This window comes from Ferdinandcohnia sp. SAFN-114, from assembly GCF_059415045.1.
In genome coordinates, this window is sequence record NZ_JBPFDQ010000019.1 from 32827 (window position 1) to 55350 (window position 22524).

21 protein-coding genes and 2 pseudogenes are annotated in these 22524 nt (G+C 36.7%); 21 read left to right on the forward strand and 2 right to left on the reverse strand.

The annotated features are described in order from the left end of the window. Positions 1-4 precede the first annotated feature (4 nt). The 13 genes and pseudogenes from cobD to ACR65M_RS08295 form a co-directional block, all read left to right on the forward strand. The gene (gene cobD / locus ACR65M_RS08235; protein WP_440273081.1) at positions 5-1087 is read left to right on the forward strand and encodes a threonine-phosphate decarboxylase CobD; all 1083 of its coding nucleotides are present in this window, start codon (positions 5-7) and stop codon (positions 1085-1087) included. Next, positions 1087-1635 (forward strand): bifunctional adenosylcobinamide kinase/adenosylcobinamide-phosphate guanylyltransferase, encoded by a 549-nt coding sequence (locus ACR65M_RS08240; RefSeq protein WP_121445913.1) that lies wholly within the window; start codon positions 1087-1089, stop codon positions 1633-1635. The genes cobD and ACR65M_RS08240 overlap by 1 nt, the downstream gene beginning before the upstream one ends. After that, positions 1635-2393, forward strand: coding sequence for an adenosylcobinamide-GDP ribazoletransferase (gene cobS, locus ACR65M_RS08245; protein ID WP_440273082.1), 759 nt, complete (start codon positions 1635-1637; stop codon positions 2391-2393). The genes ACR65M_RS08240 and cobS overlap by 1 nt, the downstream gene beginning before the upstream one ends. Continuing rightward, positions 2363-2968 carry a histidine phosphatase family protein gene (locus tag ACR65M_RS08250; RefSeq protein ID WP_440273083.1) on the forward strand — a complete coding sequence of 202 codons (606 nt, stop codon included), beginning with the start codon at positions 2363-2365 and terminating at the stop codon, positions 2966-2968. The genes cobS and ACR65M_RS08250 overlap by 31 nt, the downstream gene beginning before the upstream one ends. Further along, complete coding sequence (locus ACR65M_RS08255) at positions 2920-3348, forward strand: bifunctional adenosylcobinamide kinase/adenosylcobinamide-phosphate guanylyltransferase (RefSeq protein WP_440273084.1); 429 nt, start codon at positions 2920-2922, stop codon at positions 3346-3348. Before ACR65M_RS08250 ends, ACR65M_RS08255 begins: the two co-directional genes overlap by 49 nt. 33 nt (positions 3349-3381) lie before the next feature. Next, positions 3382-4200 (forward strand): cobalamin-binding protein, encoded by an 819-nt coding sequence (locus ACR65M_RS08260; RefSeq protein ID WP_440273085.1) that lies wholly within the window; start codon positions 3382-3384, stop codon positions 4198-4200. Positions 4201-4640: 440 nt separating this feature from the next. Continuing rightward, the gene (locus ACR65M_RS08265; RefSeq protein WP_341331363.1) at positions 4641-5834 is read left to right on the forward strand and encodes a cation:dicarboxylate symporter family transporter; all 1194 of its coding nucleotides are present in this window, start codon (positions 4641-4643) and stop codon (positions 5832-5834) included. A gap of 18 nt (positions 5835-5852) precedes the next feature. Further along, entirely contained in the window at positions 5853-6884 is a 1032-nt protein-coding gene (locus ACR65M_RS08270; protein ID WP_341331364.1) for a threonine aldolase family protein, read from the forward strand. Between the two features lie 341 nt (positions 6885-7225). Continuing rightward, the gene (locus ACR65M_RS08275; RefSeq protein ID WP_440273086.1) at positions 7226-7603 is read left to right on the forward strand and encodes an iron chaperone; all 378 of its coding nucleotides are present in this window, start codon (positions 7226-7228) and stop codon (positions 7601-7603) included. A gap of 260 nt (positions 7604-7863) precedes the next feature. Then, positions 7864-8103 carry a helix-turn-helix domain-containing protein gene (locus ACR65M_RS08280; protein ID WP_121445920.1) on the forward strand — a complete coding sequence of 80 codons (240 nt, stop codon included), beginning with the start codon at positions 7864-7866 and terminating at the stop codon, positions 8101-8103. Further along, positions 8093-8443 (forward strand): DUF2178 domain-containing protein, encoded by a 351-nt coding sequence (locus tag ACR65M_RS08285; RefSeq protein ID WP_341331366.1) that lies wholly within the window; start codon positions 8093-8095, stop codon positions 8441-8443. The genes ACR65M_RS08280 and ACR65M_RS08285 overlap by 11 nt, the downstream gene beginning before the upstream one ends. Positions 8444-8508: 65 nt before the next feature. Further along, positions 8509-9321 (forward strand): hypothetical protein, encoded by an 813-nt coding sequence (locus tag ACR65M_RS08290; protein WP_440273087.1) that lies wholly within the window; start codon positions 8509-8511, stop codon positions 9319-9321. A 43-nt stretch (positions 9322-9364) separates the two neighbouring features. Next, positions 9365-9503, forward strand: a pseudogene (locus tag ACR65M_RS08295) (IS1595 family transposase); the annotation flags it as partial. A gap of 1 nt (position 9504) precedes the next feature. Here ACR65M_RS08295 and ACR65M_RS08300 read toward each other — a convergent pair. After that, positions 9505-10074: pseudogene (locus ACR65M_RS08300) on the reverse strand (DUF6434 domain-containing protein). A 305-nt stretch (positions 10075-10379) separates the two neighbouring features. Here ACR65M_RS08300 and ACR65M_RS08305 point away from each other — a divergent pair. The 7 genes from ACR65M_RS08305 (at position 10380) to rbsK (ending at position 19671) form a co-directional block, all read left to right on the forward strand. Then, positions 10380-11699, forward strand: a complete 1320-nt coding sequence (locus ACR65M_RS08305) for an ABC transporter substrate-binding protein (protein ID WP_440273088.1) — start codon at positions 10380-10382, stop codon at positions 11697-11699. A gap of 63 nt (positions 11700-11762) precedes the next feature. Beyond that, entirely contained in the window at positions 11763-12683 is a 921-nt protein-coding gene (locus ACR65M_RS08310; protein ID WP_121445923.1) for a carbohydrate ABC transporter permease, read from the forward strand. Then, the gene (locus ACR65M_RS08315; protein WP_440273089.1) at positions 12683-13501 is read left to right on the forward strand and encodes a carbohydrate ABC transporter permease; all 819 of its coding nucleotides are present in this window, start codon (positions 12683-12685) and stop codon (positions 13499-13501) included. The genes ACR65M_RS08310 and ACR65M_RS08315 overlap by 1 nt, the downstream gene beginning before the upstream one ends. A 28-nt stretch (positions 13502-13529) precedes the next feature. Continuing rightward, positions 13530-15719 (forward strand): ADP-ribosylglycohydrolase family protein, encoded by a 2190-nt coding sequence (locus ACR65M_RS08320; protein ID WP_440273090.1) that lies wholly within the window; start codon positions 13530-13532, stop codon positions 15717-15719. 156 nt (positions 15720-15875) lie between these two features. Further along, the gene (locus tag ACR65M_RS08325) at positions 15876-16958 is read left to right on the forward strand and encodes a response regulator transcription factor (RefSeq protein ID WP_440273091.1); all 1083 of its coding nucleotides are present in this window, start codon (positions 15876-15878) and stop codon (positions 16956-16958) included. Further along, a complete protein-coding gene (locus ACR65M_RS08330) occupies positions 16959-18746 on the forward strand; it encodes a cache domain-containing sensor histidine kinase (RefSeq protein WP_440273092.1) in 1788 nt (595 codons plus the stop codon). Position 18747: 1 nt separating this feature from the next. Further along, positions 18748-19671 (forward strand): ribokinase, encoded by a 924-nt coding sequence (gene rbsK, locus ACR65M_RS08335; RefSeq protein WP_121445928.1) that lies wholly within the window; start codon positions 18748-18750, stop codon positions 19669-19671. A gap of 353 nt (positions 19672-20024) precedes the next feature. Here the strand turns inward: rbsK and ACR65M_RS08340 are convergent, their stop codons facing one another. Then, positions 20025-20684 carry a hypothetical protein gene (locus ACR65M_RS08340; protein WP_440273093.1) on the reverse strand — a complete coding sequence of 220 codons (660 nt, stop codon included), beginning with the start codon at positions 20682-20684 and terminating at the stop codon, positions 20025-20027. A 397-nt stretch (positions 20685-21081) separates the two neighbouring features. Between ACR65M_RS08340 and ACR65M_RS08345 the strand changes: the two genes are divergently transcribed. After that, positions 21082-22383 carry a uracil/xanthine transporter gene (locus tag ACR65M_RS08345; protein ID WP_440273094.1) on the forward strand — a complete coding sequence of 434 codons (1302 nt, stop codon included), beginning with the start codon at positions 21082-21084 and terminating at the stop codon, positions 22381-22383. Positions 22384-22524: the final 141 nt, after the last annotated feature.

Below are 22524 nucleotides of genomic sequence, written 5' to 3' on the forward strand. Positions count from 1 at the left end.
AATGATGAAATGGCCAAATCATGGGGGACAACCTGAAACAATCAAAAAACTGTTACATATGAAGGAAGAAAAATCATTAATCGATTTTAGCGCAAACCTAAATCCTATGGGGCCGCCTATTTGGTTATCAGATGTTTTACAACAAGAGTATGAGACCATAACCCGTTATCCAGATCCAACGTATTCGAAAGCGAGCGCTGCAATCGCGGAGCATGAAGGAATAGACCAAGACGTGGTCCTAGTAACAAATGGGGGAGCAGAGGCCATTTTTTTAGTGGCAAAGTATTTCGAAAAAGGAAAGGCGCTCATAGCCCATCCTACCTTTTTGGAATATGAGCGTGCCTGTACACATTACCATATTGATGTGGAGGATCTGATAGTTGATGATGAAAGTGGTTTTACACTACCAGTCCAATTGATTCAAGATAGGTTTGCTGAAAAAGATGTTCTGTTTCTTTGTCGTCCAAATAATCCAACTGGAACGGTTATACCAGAAGAAGATTTGCAGCTTTTATTAGAAATTGGGAAGAAAAAGGATACATATGTAGTAGTGGATGAAGCTTTTGTCGATTTTTTACCAACTACCATTGCATCCCTTACGTCTTGGTTATCGGCATACCCCAATCTAATCATTTTACGTTCTTTAACTAAAATGTATACAATTCCAGGGCTTCGAATCGGATATATAATGGCTCACCCAACTGTCATACATGCGTTGAAAAACGAACAAATTCCTTGGAGCATTAACTCCTTAGTTGATGCAGTCGTTCCGAGATTACTTGAAGACCGAACTTTTGTTGACAAAACAAAAGTTTGGTTACATGGGGAATCTCGGTATGTATTTAGTTGCTTAAAAGAATTAGACTACTACGTTTCACCATCACTAGTAAACTTTTATCTATTGCAGGATAAAAAATCTCCAAATCGAACAGATGAACTTTATTACTTTTTATTGGAGAATGGAATCCTGACGCGACATACTCACAACTTTAAAGGACTTAATGGAAAATTTATTCGAATCGCCATCAGGTCATACACAGAAAATCAACATTTACTTACTGCACTTCAAAAGTGGAGAAAAGAGTAATGGTCATTTTTATTTCAGGTGGCGCTAGATCAGGGAAAAGTCTTTTTGCAGAACAAACAGCTCTGTCGTATTTTGATCAAATGAAGCAAGAAAATCATAGCATTTCTCTTCGATACATTGCTACCGCTAAAAAAAGTGATGATGAAATGGTAGAAAGGATTCGAATTCATCAACATGATCGCGGGGAGAGGTGGCATACAATTGAAGAGTCCTTTCATCTTGAACCGATTCTGTCAAACTTTAAAAAAGGTGATGTGATTTTACTAGATTGTTTAACGATATGGGTAAGTAATGTCATGTTCGAACGTGGACTTAGGTTGGAAGAGATGGAAGAAAGGGTGAACCGCTGGTTATCAATTGCACGCGAAAAGCAACTTCACCTTCTAATTGTTTCAAATGATGTGAATGAGGGAATCCCACACAGTGATGATGTTGTTCAAAGCTATATGTATACCTTACAACGTCTTCATTACAATATTGTGCAGCAATCAGACATTGCCGTCCAGGTTCAAGCAGGGATTCCGTTGTATTGGAAGGGTGAAGGCTGATGAAGCAAATGATGTTTGGATTTATACTTGCTGTACAATTCCTTACACGAATTCCACTTACTATCGAATGTCCGTGGACAAAACAGACAAGTAGATGGGCAATCAGGAGTTACCCGCTTGTTGGTGTAGGATTAGGTGCGATTATTATAAGTGTGTTGTCGGTATTGCAGCCTTACGTCCCAATCCTGTTTTTGACATTGCTTATCCTTTCATTATGGGTCTATATAACTGGTGGATTACACTTAGATGGGTGGATGGATGTAGCTGATGCAGTGGGGTCAAACGCCCCCATTGAGAAAAAATGGGAGATCATGAAAGACCCACATGTAGGAAGTTTTGGACTGATTTCACTCCTTTTTTTACTCGCATGGAAAACGTTTTTTATTTATTCATTGATTGAAGCGGATATTCTCTTGTCTTCGTTTCTTTTTATCATGGCGTTTTCACGTTTAGGAGCCGTTATATTAATGATTTCTTTACCTACAGCAAAACAACATGGCTTAGCATGGGAGTGGAAGAAAAACGTAAATCAGTTTGACTTTTTATATGCGATGATTCCTGTAGGGATACTCTTATACATCTTTCCTGAATGTTTCTTTTTAGTTCCTGCATATATTGTGTTTATGGTCTTGTTTGGTGCTTGGATCAAGCATACATTTAAAGGAACAAATGGAGATTTATTAGGTACAGCCATAGAGGGAGGCGAATTATGGGGACTTGCGATTACATGGTTGTATATCTCGTTCGTCATGGGATAACAGCTTGGAATAAGGAGAAACGGTATTTAGGTCATACGGATATAGAAATTATAAGAGGTGAACAATCAGGCCTAATTAAGCTTAAAAAAGAATTGACACACATACATTTTGACCATATTTTTACAAGTGATTTACGACGTTGTCAGGAGTCTTTGAAATTATTAAATATTCCAGCACCGGAAACGGAAGATGATAGATTAAGAGAATTGGATTTTGGGGATTGGGAAGGAAAAACATATGACGAATTGAAAGACCAGAAAGCGTATCAGAACTGGCTTAACAATTGGGAGAAAGGCATAATTCCGAATGGGGAGTCAACTGACACATTTAGTGGTCGAATTGATGCCTTCTTTAATGAACGATTTCAACAAACGCGTCACAATGAAACCATTCTTATCATGACTCATGGAGGCGTGATTCGGTATGTTGTTTCAAAATATGTATCATCTCTTTCGTTCTGGGAAGTCACGATCCCGAATGGACATTGTATACGTTTAACTTTTAAGAAGAACGAGGGGGGATGGACATGCAGCTCGTTATCGGCGGTGCCTTCGCAGGAAAAAGGAAAATCGTGAGAGAGAAATATGAAAGTTGTAGTTGGACATCTGCTTATATGGGTGATTCATTATCGGATTGGAGTATCAAATGGGAGAATGATACACCATTAGTCGTTGAAGGTTGGGAAAAATGGATTGAAACTGAACTTGCCCATGGAAAAAGCATGAACGAGATTCGAAGTGATTATTCACAACTTTTTCATGCATTTGATGTGGAGGAGAAAAAGCGTAATATGCCGATCGTGCTTGTCATGCTAGAGGTTGGCAGTGGCATAGTACCCATTCAAAAAAATGATAGAATGCTACGAGATGTGATGGGATGGATCGCGCAGGATGCTGTAAAGATGTCAGATGAAGTGGTGTACGTATGGAATGGGTTAAGTAAGAAATTAAAATAAATCTTTTCTGCTTGTAAGAAGGAGGTATCGCTCATGAGACTCATCTCTATTTGTCCAAGTAATACGGAAATAGTTGAATATCTTGGATTAACTAAATTCTTAATAGGAGTAGATAATTACTCAGATTGGCCTGAACAGGTGAAAACATTACCGAGATTGGGTCCTGATTTACATATCGACATGGATAAAGTAGAAGAGCTACAGCCAGACCTAGTGTTAGCATCTTTAAGTGTACCTGGGATGGAACGAAATATTGAAGAACTGAAGAAGAGAAACCTTCCTTATGTCATTGTTCCAAACCCAGAAAGTTTACTAGAGGTAGGAGAAAGCTTACTTTTTGTGGGAAAAGCAACCAATGTTTTTGAAAAAGCGACCCAATTATTTGATAAATATAAACAAATTCTTGAAAGCTATCAACGTTTATCGAAGCAAGTAGATAATCAGAAATCAATCTATTGGGAATGGTGGGCAAAGCCGATTTTTACACCTGGGGCGACAAATTGGTTATCTGAAATGAGTGAGCTTGCAGGTGGGAGAAATATTTTTCAAGATATGGAACAAGCGAGTGTACACACAAATTGGGAAGAAGTTAGACGAAGAAATCCTGATGTGATGTGCATCATCTGGGTAGGTGTTCAAAAAGACAAAGTGAACCCTAAAGTCATTTTAAAACGTCCACAATCAGATAAAATGCAGGCGATACAAAATAAGCAATTGTATATTTTAGAAGAACCATTATTTTGCAGACCATCTCCAAGATTATTGCTCGGACTCAATAAGATTGCAAGCATTCTACATCCAACTATATTTCCTCCATTTATCGAAGGGAAAGATCTGTTAATCCACAAGTAACAGTTAAGGATGGATGCATGATCTAGGCCAAATATAAGTAACGTTTTGAAATTGCGGAAGTTTATGATGACTTCCGTTTTTTTTGTACTGATTTACTGAATTTGCAATAAGAAAAAAATAAGAAAACACTTGAACCGTCCTGTTATTTGATTTACAAATATGGGCACAAAAGACGCTGCACATCAGTAAATTGCTCACTTGAATAATCTGAAGTTTATGAAAAGTATCAACACCTGATTATAATAGCGTAAGCACATACATACAATAATTTATTAAATGGACAACCAATTTTAGTATTATAGCCAGTTTCTGTTCAACAGCTTTTTTGGTTGGCCTAGTTTCGTAGACTTATAAATATGTAACAAGGTTAACAGTTTCTAACCGGTTCATAGTATCTGTTTGATACTGAATATAAAAAGATATTGAAGGAGGAAAAACGATTGCCGAAGTTAGGACTTATTCCGAAGTTAATCCTTGGTTTATTGATTGGTATTGGAATTGGGTTGTTGGACATCGACTGGATGATTCGATTGACCGAAACAGGTAGGGTTTTATTAGGTGGATTAATAAAATTTATTATCCCTCTTATTATCATTTCGTTTGTCGCTGCTGCAATTTCAGAGTTTGGAAAAAGGGCTGGAAGACTATTAAGTTTTACGGTTGGAATTTCCTATATTGATACCATCATTGCGTGTGCATTGGGAGCAGTAGTCGCTTATTTTGTTATTCCCCTCTTTGCAATTGACTCAAAGTCAGGGGCAGAAGCAGCTTCAATTGGAGCGCCTTTTATTGAGATTGAGATGACTCCAATCATGAGTGTCATGAGTGCGTTATTAATTGCTTTTATCCTGGGTATTGGAAGTACTGTGGTAAAAGGGGTAACGATTAAGAATGCAATTAGTGAATTAAGAGACATTGTTACGCTCTGTATAAATAAAATAATACTCCCAATTCTTCCTTTCTTTATTGGATGTATATTCGCTGGGATTACTGCAAAAGGAGAGTTGTTTTCTAGTATAGGGATTTTTGGGAAAATGCTCATCCTAATTATAGTCTTGCAAATTGTGTGGTTGCTTATTGAGTACACAGTAGCTGGAGTAATTTCAAGAAACAACCCTTGGAAAATGTTCAAGGCGATGATTCCTGCTTATTTTACAGCATTGGGAACGATGTCAAGTGCGGCTACATTACCAGTAGCTTTAAAACAGGCCAAAACAGTACCATATATGAAGAAAAGCATTGCCGACTTTGTCATTCCTTTATGTAATACAGTCCACTTATCTGGTGCTGCAATGGCGATTACAATTAGTGCATTTACAGTTTCTCAGATGACCACGGGGCAATTACCACCAATAGGAGTTGTAGTCACATTTATAATTTTATTAGGAATTATCGAGGTTGGTGCTGTAGGAGTTCCAGGAGGCTCCGTCCTAGCTGCGTTAGGAATATTACAGTCTTCGCTTGGATTTGATGAGGCAGCATTGGGCCTGATGCTCACTTTATTTATGATTCAGGATAGTTTTGGAACTGCTACAAACGTAGTTGGGGATGGAGCAATTGGAATGATCGTGAATAAAATCTTTGGAAAAGATAAAGCTGCACAAACTGAGGTAAACAACGAAATTCAATTATAATTACAAAGGAGAAAGTCAGTGAAACATATAGATTTACGGAGTGATGCTGAAACTATGCCAACCCAAGAAATGTTGGACGCGATAACAAAAGCGAAACTAGGCGATGCTATTCTTGGGGAAGATCCAACAGTAATTGAACTAGAAAGGCTAGCATCTTCCATATTTGATATGGAGGATGCTATGCTAACCATTTCAGGGACCATGGCAAACCAAGTTGCAGTAATGACTATGACAGAGAGAGGCCAAGAAGTGATTATGGGGAAGGAGTCACATTTGTATAATCTTGAGGTAGCAGGGTTAGCGGCACTCTCACAAGTTCAAGCTCGTAGTGTTTCTGTAAAACAGGGGCTATACGATTTAAATGGAATAGAAGAATCGATTCAACCTAATGGTATTCAAATTGCGAAAACGGGATTAATTTGTTTGGAAAACACTTATAACTTAAATGAAGGATCAGTAGTTCCCCTTGAAAATATGAAGGAAATAAGGGAGTTGGCTAATGCTTACGGGGTTCCAATCTACTTAGATGGCGCTAGACTCTTTAATGCCGCTGCCTACCTTAACGTGCAAGCTTCTGTTATATGTAAATATGTAGATGCTGTACAAATTTGTTTAACAAAGGGATTAGGCTGTCCAGTAGGGTCTATATTGTTGGGATCAAAATCATTTATTCGAGAAGCTAAAAAAATCCGCCAACGATTGGGCGGAGGAATGCGACAAGCTGGAATCATTGCAGCACCGGGGATCATCGCACTTACAAAAATGACTGGTCAAATGAAAAATGACCACCAGCTAGCAAGAAAATTAAGTGATGGTTTATCTGCTATTCAAGGAATTAAATTGACTTCTGAACAGTTCCAAACAAACATCGTATCTATTGAGATTGTAAAAGAAGGTTGGAATGCGGACCAATTAGTTAATAAATTGAAATCGGTTAATATCCTCGTAAAGAAAATAGGACCTAAGAAGGTGCGAATGGTCACACATCATCAAATATCTAGTAAGGATATAGATGAGGTATTAGGATATTTAACTACTATAATAGAGTGAAATATATCGTAGTAAAATTGCAATTTTAACTCAATGGTGCCCATGTCAGAAATCTAGCAAATGGAAAAACATATTTTGCCTACATTGAGTACAATAATGTCGGTGTAATTGAGCGCAGTAAAATCGTTACTTTGAAGCCACATAAATAGATTGTAGTTTCAACCATGATGATAAATCGCAAATTATACGGATTATAAACTTGGGGGCATCTTTTAACTAATTTATTGGTTATGAGGTGTCTCTTTCTTATTGATATTGCAACCTAACACCTTGAAGATGCATAGTTAGCAAATTTCCTGTAAACTATCAGTAAATTGAACATGCAGGAGTGAGACTCTAATATGCAATACGATGTTAAGAATTCTGATGAATATTTAGCATTACTTGAGGACGATTGGCGAAAAGAGAAACTGCTCGCGATTCGTGAAATGATTTTGGATTATGCACCCGAGTTAGAAGAAGTGATTCGCTATAAAATGTTGAATTATGGTAAAGATGACAACTATGTCTTAGCGTTAAACGCGCAAAAACATTATGTCAGCCTCTATGTAGGTACAATAGATAAGGTAGAAAATGCAGAATCCCTATTAGCGGGCTATAATTATGGAAAAGGCTGCATACGCGTAAAAAAATCGATAAAGGTTGAAGATACGGGCTTGGAACAATTTATCCATAAAACACTTGATATGTGGCGCGCCGGAGAAGATATAGATTGTTAATATGGATATAATTTTGTTTTCCTACTGGAAATAAAGTCAGGAAAAATGAATATTATCATCCACTGGACCACCAAACCCCAAATTACTCCGGATCGACCTGTGAACCTGACGGAATCATGATTTCCGTCAGGTTTTTTGTATTCTTGCTTTTATTAAATCAAAGTAATCTAAATTAAAATATAAACATTTTATATTTTTGTATAAGTTTACTTTACTTTTGGTAAATCTAAGTTTATAATTTGATTCAAGAGGTGATGGTCATGAAGAAAGATTTTGGTGATTCGATCTCAAATAAGGTGTATGAATATCGTGTACTCGCCAGAATGTCTCAGCAAGAATTAGCAGAGAAAGTTGGAGTTTCCAAACAAACCATCTTTGTAATGGAAAAAGGTAATTATGTTCCGACTCTATTGTTAGCTTTTCGAATTGCCGAATTTTTTAATGTTGATGTTAACGATATTTTTACTTATGAGAAAGGAAATGATCAAAATGAAAATTAATATGTCAAATATATCTAACGCAATTTTTGATCCATTAAGATCTTGGGCTGAGCAATCACAAGGTAATTGGAACATTCTTATTGTTAGCGGTTTTTTATTGGTTTTTGTCGGTGGGATTCTATCATACGTATTACAGAAAAAAATGGGAGAAGCTGACGAAAGAACAAATCAAATAAAATTAAAAAGTGCGTTCATAATGTTAAGTGGAATCGTTTTGTGCGACGTGATTTTCCCGAAAGAATATATGTGGCAAATATTCTTCTTATTTAAATATTCGCTTGCCTTCCTTGCCTCAGCAGTCTATCTAGCTATACGATATAAAAAAGATTTTATTGGTTAAAGAACGAATGATTGAAAGCGGGATAAGAGGAGGTTCGAAAAATTATCATAGTTATCAAAAATCGGTTGCAAAAAACGGTTTATCTCCTTCTTTTTTTCCTGTTATTAGTGTCGATATCTGGGTACCATCAACTAATGAAAGACTTAGTATATCCAAGTATGCCTGTACTGGTCGAGGCTGATTTTTTATCGGAGGAATACTTTACTGAACTCTCAGAGCAATATGATCAGATACAATCTGAGCATAAAAAATGGTATAGATTTGATTCATCTAAAGGAATTGCATCACATGCAGTCGTAACAAAAATGATGGCTGATTTGGTGGGAAATGAAAAGCTTCTTAACGGACATAAACAATTTAATCTGTTTGTTGAGACATTTGATCACCATGTCAAACAACTTCCTTACATCACAGAAGAGATTCATTATTTTCGCAACGAATTGAATCGATATGGAGAGGCACCTGAGCTTTTAGCGGAAATGATTGAACTAGTGGCATGTGGCAAATGGCAGCTATTCAGTGCTAGATACCACCGGTATGAAGTAAACGAATATGACGCCGCATATAATGTGAAGTTTATATCATCAGATGGTCGCTTTGAAGTTGTCTATAATGCTGAAACAGGTCAAATCATTAACGATCCGGTAAACATGGGCACGTATAATTTTGCGCCGGGTAGTATCCATCCATGGAAGTATTACCAGCACCATAAATACGATAAAGTTCCTTGGAAGAAATGGAGTAATACGAATCAGATTTCATACAAGGAAATTACAAAGAAGCAGTCAAGGCATGGCTCAACGGAACAAAAGAAAAGTACGGAAGAACTCCAGAAATTAATAGAAGACAAAAAATACGTTTCAAAGAAGTGTCGATAGGGGTTTGAAGTGCTAAAAGGACAATTCCCCACTAACGAGACTTACTAAATACGTAGATAAGCACTTCGCTGGTTTCTTGGCTTGCAACAGATAAACAAATAGCATTTGATGAACGTATCAAACAAATGCTGGTTTCTGCTTGGAGAATGTCAAATCACTATACAGTAGAAATGTTAACATGACCTATGTGTGATCGATTGTTTTATATTTGTTGCTTCCAGGACGTTTCTTAATTTCATTCCAGGCTTCAATCGCTTCTTCGCGTCTTTTGCCTTGATTTTTCGGGTCTTCAAAAAAGTCACGAATGAATTGATTGTATTCGAATTTAGGTGCAATGTTCTTTTTGTAGGAGGGGGCTTTCTTTCGCTCTTCTTCCTCATACCAAGCATCTACAACGTCTCGATACGTTTTCCCTACGTTGTTTTTAAAATAGTTTTAAATATATGTAGAAAAATGAAATTTTGGGATAACCTTCTTTTAAAAAAACCTCACATCTTGACTACAACGGTGGTTCTCCGTAATGACTGTATCTAGACTTATATTTGATTGTGATTCCTATCTTTTTATTTTTTTTCTGGTAGGTTTTTTTATCTCTCCTGTTCGAAGAAAGGTTTCAACCCTATCAGTAATATCAATTTTTGAACCAGAAGCACCGATTCCATTTTCTCTGCACAATGCTTGTAATTCTTCCTTTAGCCAATTGAAATCTCTAAAACTCTCGCCATGAATATCTTTTGTTAAAATGGGTCTCAACAAACGTCACCCCCATACACTTTAATATAGTATAGAACATTCGTTCTCTAGAAACGATAAGTCTATCTAAAAATAAAAAGTATTTGAAAATAGTCGAAAATTAATCGACTTTGTTTTTTCTATCACTATTTTATTTGTTAATAAAGAGAACTAAAGCGAAATGTTCTATTTAATTAAATGAATAGAATTTCCATTATGTCATATTTGTACATGAAATTGTGCAGATTTGTGTGGTATACAAATTATTAGAAAAGCTTGATAATTTAAATAGTAAACGTTTTCATAAATTTTTAAGGGGGAAGAGTATGAAGGAGGCAAAGTTTTTAGCTATGAGTCTTATCTTGATAGTTACTATTCTATTAACTGCTTGTAATAGTGACTCTAGTAATGGGACAGGCGATAGCGATGCGGTTGAGCTTGTTTATATGAGTCATACTCCAGAGAATGATGTTCAAAAGAAAGTGATTGAGGAGGAAGTGATTGGAGCATTCGAAAAGGAACATCCAAACATCAAAATTAAATGGGTACAAAATGAAGATCCTGTTTCATTAGTAAGACAACAATTAGCTGCTGGTGCGGGACCAGATATCGTCCTTGTGGATGGTCCAACACAAGTCGTTCAATTTGCTAAATCTGATTATTTATTGCCACTTGATGATTATGCTGCGAAATATGGCTGGTCAGATCGCTATTTTGAGTGGGCATATGATACAGGGATCGTTGAGGACAAACTGTATAGTCTACCTGGCCAATATGAATCATTAGTAGTCTGGTATAACAAAGATTTATTTGAACAACATGGTTGGGAGGAACCAAAAAATTTAGATGAATTCTTACAGTTAAATGAAGATATCGCAAACGCTGGGGTAATCCCATTTGCATTTGGAACAACGGACTTCAGACCAGCAAATGAATGGTGGCTTTCAGTTGTTTACAACTCATATTTGGGTAAAGAGGAATTTAAGAAAGTATTAAGTAATGAGGTTCCATGGACAAGTGATCTCGTTCAAGAAGCGACAACGATTTGGAAGGACGTTTGGCAAAAAGGCTATATCAATGAGAAAAAATCGCACGCTATTTCTGGTGACGATGCTTGGACATTATTCCGAAACCAAAAAGCAGCAATGAAAATGGAAGGAACCTGGGCAAACGCAAACTTTACGACAGAACCAGTTGACTTCGAGGTTGATTTCTTTGTGATGCCGGGTTGGAGAGATGGAGTTGAACCAACTTTACCATTAGCGTTGGGTGAGAACGTTGGTATTAATGCAGACACGAAACATCCTGATGAAGCTGCGGAATTTATTGACTGGTTATTCAGTGATGAAGTTGGAACCATTATGTTTAAACAAGGTTACTTCTATCCGAACAAAGGCATTGAGGCGGTTGAAGGTGTAGATCCGATTGTGACAAATGTTCATAAAGAACTTGATGCTTCACTTGAAAAAGGGAATACTGGATTTGCATCTTGGACATATTGGGGTCCAAATGTTGAGTACTATTTATGGGACAACATTGATAGTGTGTTCCTTGATCAATTATCTGTCGAAGAGTATTTAAAAAATGCTCAGAAACAGGCTGAGAAAGATGAAGAAGAAGGTCTGCTCTTTAATTTTAATGAGTAAATAATAGTAAAAGGGGACTACATGATCATTGTCCCCTTTTTCTGTAAAGGAGTGTGAGGATCAATGGAGGTTTCAGCCGTCACATCTACAAAGACCGTAAGGAAAAGTAACAAGAGAAAATGGAAACAAACGATTCTACCTTGGATTCTATTATCTCCTACTCTAGTACTTTTACTTCTTGTAGTAGGAGGGCCACTTGTTGGAACCTTATGGTTAGCGTTCACCGATTGGAATGGTATCGCGAATCCTGAATTTATTGGGTTTGAGAACTTTATTCGCCTATTTTCCGATCATGTTTTCTTTGCTGCTCTGTTAAACAATGTGAAATGGATGGGATTCTTTCTAACCGTCCCTGTAATCCTTTCATTAAGTGTTGCTCTCTTAATTAGTAAAGTGAAATTCGGGAAAATGTTTTATAGAATGATTGTATTTATTCCTTATATTGTTGCTACTGTTGTAACAGCGAAAATATGGTTGTGGATGTATAACCCATATGTTGGCCTGAATGTGAAATTTGAAGAGTGGGGACTGGATTGGCTTGCATTACCATGGCTGGAAGACGGGAAATATGCACTGTTCTCCGTTGCTCTAGCGGATGGTTGGCATTTCTATGGTTTTCTAGTTGTTTTATTCTTAGTCGCTTTACAACAAATTGATAAAAGTTTGGAAGAGGCCGCACTTGTTGAAGGCGCCAATAAACTTCAAATCTTCTTCCATGTTGTTTTACCACAATTGCGACCAACTCTTGTTTTAATCTATATGTTGTTGATTATTTGGTCATTTGCTGCCTTTGATTATGTATTTGTTATGACACAAGGTGGACCTGGTAACGCATCTGAATTAATTGCCACATATATGTATGACCTAGCAATTTATGGCCAACAACCAGGGTATGCAAGTGCCGTTGCTTTAACTATGGGTCTCTTTAGTATTCTAGTAATTGTTGGATTTGGCTATTTGAAGAAAAAGGGGTGGGATGTGTAATGAAAAAGTTCTTAGACTGGAGGCATATCCCCCTAATTATCATAGCTGCTCTAACCGCTGCACCACTTTTTCTGTTATTTAGTAATGCGTTAAAACCAAAAGATGAGTTTCAAGTAAACCCATTTGGAATTCCTACTAGATTAGAGTTCCAAAATATCGTGGATGCTTGGGAGAGGGGGGGTTACGGGGAAGCGTTCATCAATAGTCTTATCGTTGGTATAGCCTGTATTGTGATTATTTCGGTGAGTGCTGGCTTTGCTGCCTATGCATTATCAAAGCTCCAATTTAAAGGATCAAGTGCGATTATGGGAATCCTTTTATTCATTCTATCTGTTCCTGTCGGATTGTTCCTTGTTCCATTATTTTTCATTTGGAAACAGCTTAATTTAATGGATAGTTTGATAGGGCTCATTCTGATCTATTCAGCTATTTTTCTACCATTTAATATTTTCTTATTACGTTCTTTCTTTGTAGCGATTCCTAATGAGTTATTGGATAGCGCTCGAATTGATGGATGTAATGAATTTCAGGTGATTTATCGGATCATGCTTCCATTAGCGAGTCCGGCATTTTTAACGGTTGTTCTTCTTGTTGGATTATGGACGTGGAATGAATTTTTCTTTGCCAATGCGTTTATTCAATCAGAGGAGTTAAAAACAGTTGCTACAAAGTACTTAGCCTTTACGGGTAGATTTACCTCAGATTGGTCAATGTTATCAGCTGCTGGGGTAATCACGATATTGCCAATAACCATTATTTTTGTTATTCTACAGCGCCGTTTCATCGAAGGTATTGCGGAAGGTAGTGTCAAAGGATAATTTTTTATGGAAAAGAGGAGGAATATCAATGTCTATTACTGAGAAGAAAAATAGTTTTAGCAAGCAATCGTTAGATGTATTTGCAAACGATTACGTAGAAAGAGTGTATGCAGGCTGGCTTGGGAAAGTTATAGGTGTTAGACATGGGGGAAATATTGAAGGATGGACCTACGAGAGAATAAACAAGGCTTTTGGTGAAGTCACTGGGTATCTCCATGAATTTAAAAACTTTGCAGCAGATGATGATACGAATGGTCCATTATTCTTTTTACGTTCGTTAGAAGATTATACGCATACAAGTGAGATTACACCTGAACATATGGGGCTAACATGGTTGAATTATGCGCCAGATGGCCATGGCTTTTACTGGTGGGGTGGATACGGGAAGTCAACCGAACATACGGCTTATTTGAATATAAAAAATGGGATTATGGCTCCTCGTTCTGGTTCCATTGAACAAAATGGTCATGCAGTTGCAGAGCAAATTGGTGGTCAAATCTTCATTGATGTGTGGGGATTAATTGCACCTGGTAATCCTACATTAGCTGCCGAGTATGCTGAAAAAATAGCATCTGTTTCGCACGATGGCAATGGAAAATATGGTGGTATGTTTATTGCTGCATGTATTGCTGAAGCATTTGTCGAAAATGACATTGAAAAAATTATCGAAGCTGGCTTGGCTGTGATTCCAGCAGATTGCGAATATGCTGAGGTAACAAGAGATCTAATCAGGTTTTATCATGAACACCCTGAGAATTGGCGAGACTGCTTCCAATTTGTATATGAAAACTATGGATATGACAAATACCCAGGAAACTGTCATATCATTCCAAACTCTGCAGTTATCATTTTATCCATGCTATATGGGCAAGGGGATTTTTCAAAAACGATTAATATTTGTAATATGTGTGGCTGGGACACAGATTGTAATGTCGGTAATGTTGGCTGTATCTTGGGTGTAATGAATGGCATTAACGGAATTAATCAAAAGTGGATTACTCCAATCAATGATTTCCTATGCTGTTCAAGTGTAATCGGTACATTAAATATTCAGGATATCCCTTGGGGTGCCTCATACATTTCAAAACTTGGTTATAAAATTGCAGGTGTCCAAGCACCAGAAAAGTGGGCTAATCTAATCGAAAATAAAAATCGAGTTTTCCACTTTGAATACCCAACATCTACACATGCCTTTCGAGTGGAATGTGATGCTCGAGAACAAGTAACGGGTGTCATTGAAAACACGACAGAAGAAGCACATACAGGTGACCGTTCTTTAAAAGTAATGTTTGATTATAGTAATGGAGGAAATGGCTATCGTACATTTGTAAAAACATACTATACGCCAGAAGATTTTAATGATAGTAGATATGATCCTAGCTTTTCACCAATCCTTTATCCAGGTCAAACAATTGAATGTTATGTGAAGATTCCTATAGGGGAAATAAATGATGTGAAAGGTAGGCTATACGTCAAAGATCGTAATACGAATCTAAGATATTATGGAGATAAAGTTCAACTAACAGAAGGAAGTTGGGACCATTTAGTGTTTGATATCCCTTCCTTAAAAGGAGTATGCATCGAAGAAGCGGGTATTGAATTGATTCCAGTGCAAGAGGAAAGAAGACTAGGTGCACTGCCTTCCTTAATCGCGTATGTTGATGACTTTAGATTCTCAGGAAAGCCTAACTATGAAATTGATTTTGAGAATGAAAGATTGGAAGTATGGAATGGATTACACATTGAAGTAAGTCAGTTTACATACCTTCGAGGAATTTGGACATTAGAAGATGGATACCTAAGTGGAAGTTATTATGGTGAACAAGCAGAGGCATATACGGGTGATCTCAATTGGGAAAACTATGAATTTGAAGCCACTGTTAAGCCTATGCTCGGAAATGATCATTATTTAAATTATCGAGTTCAAGGTGGTATCCGCTCGTATGCAGTAGGGTTTGCACCAAATAACCAACTATCACTTTATAAAAATGATAATGGGTATCGTAAACTAGCATCGTCTGATTATGTCTGGAAAGTTGGAAAAGAATACACTTTAAAGATAGAAGCAAAAGGAAAACACTATAAAATTTTTGTGGATGATCAAGTAGCACTAGAATATACAGATACAGAAAATCCATATCTATTTGGCCAAATTGGTTTTTCGAATGTGAATGGTAGCCACACACATTATAAAGGATTTAGAGTAAAAGGTTTATAAGATATACAGGGAATTTCCTATCAAATAGAGGAGGGGAATTCCCTTATTGAAATTATTTTCAATAACCTGAATATTGAATGTTCTTCTTGCTTTTTTCCACTGATTGAAAACATAATGTAGAAAAAAATGCTTTCAATTATATAGGGGGGAATTTTGTTGAAGATTAATCTTTTACTTGCTGAGGACGAAGGGAATGTTCGGAGGGGTATCACACAATATATTCACCAGTTAGGTGAACCCTATTTTTTAGTTGGAAGTGCTGCCAATGGAGTAGAGGCTATGGAAATAGCGAAACGTACGACCATTCATATCTTAGTAACAGATATTCGAATGCCGAAAATGGATGGTCTAGATTTAGTCAAACAAGTGAAACAACTATATCCGGAATGTACAACAATCATTGTTAGTGGCTATGATGATTTTGAGTATGCGAGAAAGGCCATTCAGCTGGGGGTTCAAGAATTCTTACTTAAACCCATCCAACAAGAAAATCTCTCAGAAACCTTATCAAAAGTAACCTCTATTTATTTTTCATTATCTACTCATAATCAACTAATGGTGAATCAAGAAAAATGGGACATGGCACTCGTTCGTCTTGAATCACATCTATTTGATGCAATTGAAATGGGAAATAAGGACACGACGAGGGAGGCATTTACAAAACTTTACCTTGCATTCTTAGCTCGTGTGAAAGATGATCCCTTTCGGTTACTATCTTTTGTACTTGATAGTCTCAAGTCATTACGAAAAAGGCTCTCATGCAATGAAATAATCCAACTTTATTATGATAAAGAAGGAAAAATGTTGTTTGAAGAATTAAACCCAAAACTGACCACTCATGCCATCAGAACAAGAGTGGAGGAGTTCTTCATACAATGTTCAGATATAGTGAGGGATTGTAGACAACAATCTTGTCCAGATATCCTATTTCACTGTAAAGAGGTCATTAACAATCATTACAAGCAAAATATTACCTTAAATGAAGTAGCCAATATTGTGGGTGTGACTCCTTCTTATTTAAGTAGAGTCTTTAAAAAAGAAACTGGAATAAATTTTATTGATTACTTGAACAACATCCGAATCGAAGAAGCGAAACTTCTACTTAGAGAATCAGATATGAAAGTGTTGGAAGTATCTGAAAGGGTTGGGTTTAATAGCACGGAATACTTTACAAGGATCTTTAAAAAGCACACAGGTGAATCGCCGCTGCACTTTCGAACAAAAAGAGTGGCAAAATAAATGAAAAAACTTTCAAACAGGTCGCTCTATCAAAAACTATTGTTTATATTAATAGCTCTAACGATTATTCCTATTTTGATGATAAGTATATACGGTTATCATACGTTTAGTCGTGTTCTATATAATATGATTACAGAGTCCAATTTCAACAATGTGGATCAAATGGGAGAGTTTTTAAGTGAAATCTATCAAGATTTGGATAGTATACTAACGAAGGTTACGATCCATCCAGATATTCAGGATTCTTTAAAAAAGGAATCAAAGAATGATTGGAATTCTTATCAAGAAGCTAGATTCTTTACCGAATATACAAATCTTCTCATGGTAGGTCATCCAGAAATTAAAGAAATATCTGTCTACAATTTTGAAGGGAAGCGGCTAGATAGTGAGGGTCATTTTTTACCAGGTTTTGAAGAGCATTTTGCATTTGAAGAATTAAGGAGTAACCTCGAAAATCAATTCGTTACAACTAGCAAGGTATACAACGTTGATGGAGATACTATCATTTCGTTCGGAAAAAAAATTATTGACTTACATACAGGTAAATACATTGGAATTGCCATTCTTGATTTAAATCTTGATTACTATTATCAAGAACTAGGAGATGCAAAACTATTAAAATCTGGTTTTTTCATTTTAATGAATCAGCATAATGAGTATTTGTTTCATCCTACTAACAAATTAGGAACAAAATCCAATCACTTTTGGATTAATCAAACGGAAAAATATAAATTGTACAAAGATCAAAATGGGAACCAATTGCTGTACTTTATGAAAGAAGTACCACAAACAGGATGGAAAGTATTTGGGGTTGTTCCGTATGATGAAGTTGTTGAACAATTTAAACCGATTCGGCTAGGATTCTTTGTCTTTATTGTCATTATCCTTTGTTTTATCTTTTTATTGGCTTTTTCCATTCGAAAACTATTTGTGAAACCCATTCAAAAATTACAAGAGTCATTAATTGATGTCCAAAATGGAGATTTTCAAACAAGGGTTCATTTTAATAGGAAGGATGAAATTGGGATCTTAGGTACTCATTTCAATGCAATGGTGATGAAAATTGAAGAGTTAATCGAACGTGTCTATCAAAGTGAATTGAGAGAATCAAAAGCCCTTTTATTACAAAAACAGGCAGAAATTGATGCACTACAAGAAAAAATAACACCGCATTTTTTATACAATACTCTTAATTCAATTAGTTGGTTTGCAAATCAAAAAGGAATACGAGAAATTCAAATTGTAGTGGATTCCTTAAGTCAATTATTACGATATAGTTTAAAAGATGATTCAAAATTCGTGACGTTGAAAGAGGAATTTGATTACTTGAAGTTATTTGGGGAAATCATTGATTTTCGTTATGATGGAGAAATTGAGTTTCTCTATCATCTTCCTACATATATCGAACATACGTTGGTACCTAGGTTTCTGTTACAGCCGATTGTTGAGAATGCGATTAAATATGCTTTTGATACGACCAATTCAACAAAAATAATTGAAGTGAACTGTTTTCAGCAAAACAAGGATTTGGTGATTGAGGTGAAAGATAATGGAATTGGGATTGAGAATGAACGACTAAAAAAAGTGTATTCAATGTTGGACTCATCTGTAGGCACAATAATGAAAGAAAAAGGAAATCCAGAGAGTACGGGAATAGGCTTACCAAATGTGCACCAAAGAATCAAATTAACTTTTGGTGATGAGTATGGTGTGAAGATTGAAAGTGAACCTGAACAAGGAACAGAGGTAACGCTTATTTTACCTTTTATCGAGGAGAGGTGTTTGTAAAATGAGTCAAATTGTAGTAATTGGCAGTATTAACATGGATATTGTCAACCGAGTGAATAGGCACCCTCTACCAGGAGAAACAATGAAAGGATTAAAAACGGAGTTTAATCCTGGTGGAAAAGGCGCCAATCAAGCTATATCTGCATCAAGAGCTGGTGGACTTGTCACAATGGTGTGTGCGTTAGGTAATGATTCGTTTAGCTCCGAATTGCTTGAAACCTTGAAAACAGAAGGGATTTCGAGTGATTATATTGTTACCAAACCCTCAAATTCGGGACTTGCCCTCATTACCGTAGATCGTAATGGAGAAAATTCGATTATTCTCGAAGAAGGAGCAAATGGGTTACTGCATAAGGATGACATCAAAAACGTCCTCCCAGAAGTTTTAAAAAATGCTGATTTAATCCTATTACAAAATGAAATCCCATGGGAAACGACTATTTATGTGATTGAGCAAGCTGATAAATTAGGTGTACCTGTCTTTTTTAACCCTGCACCAGCGATAGAGGTACCAACGGGTGTATTGGATAAACTAAGTGGTTTATTTGTAAATGAAACTGAAACGGAAGTGATTACAGGAATCCATGTGACTGATCCAACTTCTGCAGAAAAAGCAGCAGACCTATTACTAGAAGAAGGGGTACAAGAAGTCATCATAACCCTCGGCAAACAAGGATCTTATTTTAAGAATAGTAGTGGAGTACGCATCTATACACCCGCATTTACTGTACAAGCTATTGATACAACAGCTGCGGGAGACACATTTATCGGTGCATACGTAGTAGCAAAAAGCAGTGGTAGCACCATCGAAGATAGCCTCGCGTTTGCAACTGCAGCTTCCGCCCTAACGGTATCAAAGGAAGGGGCCCTAAAGTCTATCCCAATCAAAAATGAAGTATTAGAGTTTTTGAGGGTACGGGTCTGAGGATAAGTGAGAACTGACTAGGTTGTAGGTAACTATATGGGCGAATTCTTGATTAAAGATTAAAATTACATAAGAATTCTGAAGGAGAGTGTGGTTTTCACTCTCCTTAGTTACTGCAAATCTCTCACGAGCACTTGTTTATCTAGCATATTTTCCCTTCTAATAAGTGAAGCGTATTTGCAATCAACTAGATACCATTTGTACCATCCAATGAATCAGTCATTACTAAAGTTCTCCTTTTTATTGTAAGAGGAGTTGTTTTTTGCTCCCAAGAGTCAAATTGAAGAACCGCTACCTCTTTTGTTTGTTGAACATGACATGTCAGAAGAGATACTGCTTCGTAATTCGGGAAGTCACTGTGACAGTAGATAACGGACTTGAAATTGCCATGTCATAAGTAAAGTGACAATTAATAAAAGTTCTAATATATTCATCATCGATTCATGTTTGACCCAGATGGTTAACAGACCCCCTGTAATCATAACGATTGTGCCAACCAAGAGCCAATAAAAGTGAAATCTCTTCGCCAAAATAAAGCCAACAATCCCGAGAACAATTGTTACGATAATGACCATAATCGGACTACCCGAATGACCCGCACTTGTATAGGTCAATATGCCATTTTTCCAATGGGGTTCAAGTTCAAGATTGATTACTGATGTAAATAGTTCATAAAGAATTAACCCGAGAGTCATCAGAAATGCTAAGACCTTCCAGAAGGTTTTCTTGGCCCACGGTAATTCTGTCCCCAAACAGATTCCAAATGCAAATAAAACCAGGGTGGGGGTAAACAGGGCGTGTAACAAAAATCGAACATAGCTGATACTCTCCAGCATTTTTCCTTCACCGATAAATCTACCTAACGCAATGATCAAGTTATCATATATAAGTCCAATAATGACGAATAAGAGTAAATTGGTAAGATGTAATCTTGCTTTTTTAACTAAAAAAATCCCCCAAACAAATAGACAAAGATAACTGAATGCAAGGAAGAAGTAGAGAAAGGATTCCATAGTGACCACATCCTTTTTTCCTATTTTCACCTATTTTTTTAAGGTTACTCTTTTGGATAGTAAATTTAAATTCTGGTACCGAGCCTAGTGCTTAGAAATATCATTAGAGTTATATCCATAAAAACATGATGAATATCGATTTATTGCACTAAAAAGAGAAAAAATTTAGTTGTCTGAACGGAGTATATTGATTTTGGAGAATAGTAATGGTATTCTTCAGGGAGTCTTTTGGTTTAAGTAAGACTCTTTTTTATATTCTGAATGTGGGCTTGTCCTTTAGTTCTTTAAAAGTTTACTAGATGGGGTCTGACATCAAATCCTTAGACTCCTTTTTGTCGTTTGAAATAATAGGGGAACGGGAGAACTGTCGACATGTTTCAAGAAAGTGGTGTGAATGATGAGTAAAGATTATGTTGTAACAGTTTTTTCTTCTGTTCAATGGCTTATTTTTATTTTTGCTAATACAGTAGTTGTCCCGATTTCGATAGGAACCGTGTTTGAGGTGCCTCAAGATACGATTGGAATGATGCTAAGATGCTCTTTAATCCTTACAGGGGTAGCTTGTATGTTTCAAGGATGGATTGGACATCGAATGCCCATTATGGAAGGACATTCTGGGTTGTTATGGGGCGTTATATTAAACCTAGGGCTCACTGCTTCTTCGATGGGAATGAGCCTATCTACGATTGGTGGAGGGATCACGACTGGGATTCTACTCGCTTGCGTATTTACAATCGTTTTAGCAGCATGTAATGGTTTGTCACTTTTTCAGTCAATCTTCAGTCCAATGGTCATGTCAGTCTATCTTTTTCTCTTAACCTTCCAATTGATTTTTATCTTCTTTAAAGGAATGTTTCCTTTAACCAAGGAAGGAGTATTAGACGTACCGTTGAGTTTATTATCAATCGGAATTGTAATCCTAGTTGTGATTATAAAACTTAAAGGCTCTAAATCTATTAGTAATTTCTCCATTTTAATAGGTTTAATGATTGGATGGATATTGCATGATCTATTTTTTATGGATGTTAGCCAAAGGGCTTTAGAAGCATCCTCGATGTCTTTCACTTTATTTCCTATCGGAGAACCAAATCTAGAGTTTGGGATTATTGGCGTGACATTCTTTGCAGTGGTAATCAATTTGAGCAATACAATTGCTTCGATTGATGCAGCCGGAAAACTGATAAACAAAGAAACCCCACAACATAGATTTCGTAATTCTATCTATGTGACAAGTGTTTTTACGGCGATTGGTACGGGATTTGGGCTAGTACCTTACACACCCTTTACATCCTCAATCGGATTTCTACAAAGCACAAGAATATTTCATTCGAAACCATTCCTTATCGGTGGTGGGTTATTAACAACAATCGGACTGGTTCCTATATTCGGATCATTCCTTGCAACCATGCCAATTTCAGTAGGAAATGCTGTTTTATTTGTGGCCTATTTACAATTATTCGGTACAGCCTTTAGCAGCCTTAACGGGAAGACGTTTAATTCGAATACAATTTTTCGATTGGCAGCACCTGTTCTAGTTGGGATCAGTATCATGAACATTTCACCCACTGTTTTCGCTGACATCCCACTATATATACAGCCGTTTATTAGCAATGGCTTAATTATAGGTGTTTTACTATCAGTTACGTTAGAGAAAATAGTGAATTGGAAGGTATTTGAGACGGTAGAATTGAATAGGTAGTGGATTAGAGTGCCTGACCCCCAGCGCGGTAATGCTTTACTGTGTTGGGGGTCAGGCGTTTTTTATTCATTATCGACAAAATTCGGGGAGTCACTGTGACCTAAACTTACTAATAAGAAGAACGGACAACTAGCAGATCTA

Excerpts from the sequence above, each read along its gene's own strand:
- ACR65M_RS08280 (WP_121445920.1), top strand. The coding sequence starts at position 7,864 with ATGAAGAAAGATTTTGGTGATTCGATCTCAAATAAGGTGTATGAATAT.
- ACR65M_RS08330 (WP_440273092.1), top strand. The coding sequence starts at position 16,959 with ATGAAAAAACTTTCAAACAGGTCGCTCTATCAAAAACTATTGTTTATA.
- ACR65M_RS08315 (WP_440273089.1), top strand. The coding sequence starts at position 12,683 with ATGAAAAAGTTCTTAGACTGGAGGCATATCCCCCTAATTATCATAGCT.
- ACR65M_RS08310 (WP_121445923.1), top strand. The coding sequence starts at position 11,763 with ATGGAGGTTTCAGCCGTCACATCTACAAAGACCGTAAGGAAAAGTAAC.
- ACR65M_RS08255 (WP_440273084.1), top strand. The coding sequence starts at position 2,920 with ATGCAGCTCGTTATCGGCGGTGCCTTCGCAGGAAAAAGGAAAATCGTG.
- cobD (WP_440273081.1), top strand. The coding sequence starts at position 5 with ATGAAATGGCCAAATCATGGGGGACAACCTGAAACAATCAAAAAACTG.
- rbsK (WP_121445928.1), top strand. The coding sequence starts at position 18,748 with ATGAGTCAAATTGTAGTAATTGGCAGTATTAACATGGATATTGTCAAC.
- ACR65M_RS08320 (WP_440273090.1), top strand. The coding sequence starts at position 13,530 with ATGTCTATTACTGAGAAGAAAAATAGTTTTAGCAAGCAATCGTTAGAT.
- cobS (WP_440273082.1), top strand. The coding sequence starts at position 1,635 with ATGAAGCAAATGATGTTTGGATTTATACTTGCTGTACAATTCCTTACA.
- ACR65M_RS08250 (WP_440273083.1), top strand. The coding sequence starts at position 2,363 with ATGGTTGTATATCTCGTTCGTCATGGGATAACAGCTTGGAATAAGGAG.
- ACR65M_RS08285 (WP_341331366.1), top strand. The coding sequence starts at position 8,093 with ATGAAAATTAATATGTCAAATATATCTAACGCAATTTTTGATCCATTA.
- ACR65M_RS08305 (WP_440273088.1), top strand. The coding sequence starts at position 10,380 with ATGAAGGAGGCAAAGTTTTTAGCTATGAGTCTTATCTTGATAGTTACT.
- ACR65M_RS08345 (WP_440273094.1), top strand. The coding sequence starts at position 21,082 with ATGAGTAAAGATTATGTTGTAACAGTTTTTTCTTCTGTTCAATGGCTT.
- ACR65M_RS08340 (WP_440273093.1), bottom strand. The coding sequence starts at position 20,684 with ATGGAATCCTTTCTCTACTTCTTCCTTGCATTCAGTTATCTTTGTCTA.
- ACR65M_RS08240 (WP_121445913.1), top strand. The coding sequence starts at position 1,087 with ATGGTCATTTTTATTTCAGGTGGCGCTAGATCAGGGAAAAGTCTTTTT.
- ACR65M_RS08275 (WP_440273086.1), top strand. The coding sequence starts at position 7,226 with ATGCAATACGATGTTAAGAATTCTGATGAATATTTAGCATTACTTGAG.
- ACR65M_RS08260 (WP_440273085.1), top strand. The coding sequence starts at position 3,382 with ATGAGACTCATCTCTATTTGTCCAAGTAATACGGAAATAGTTGAATAT.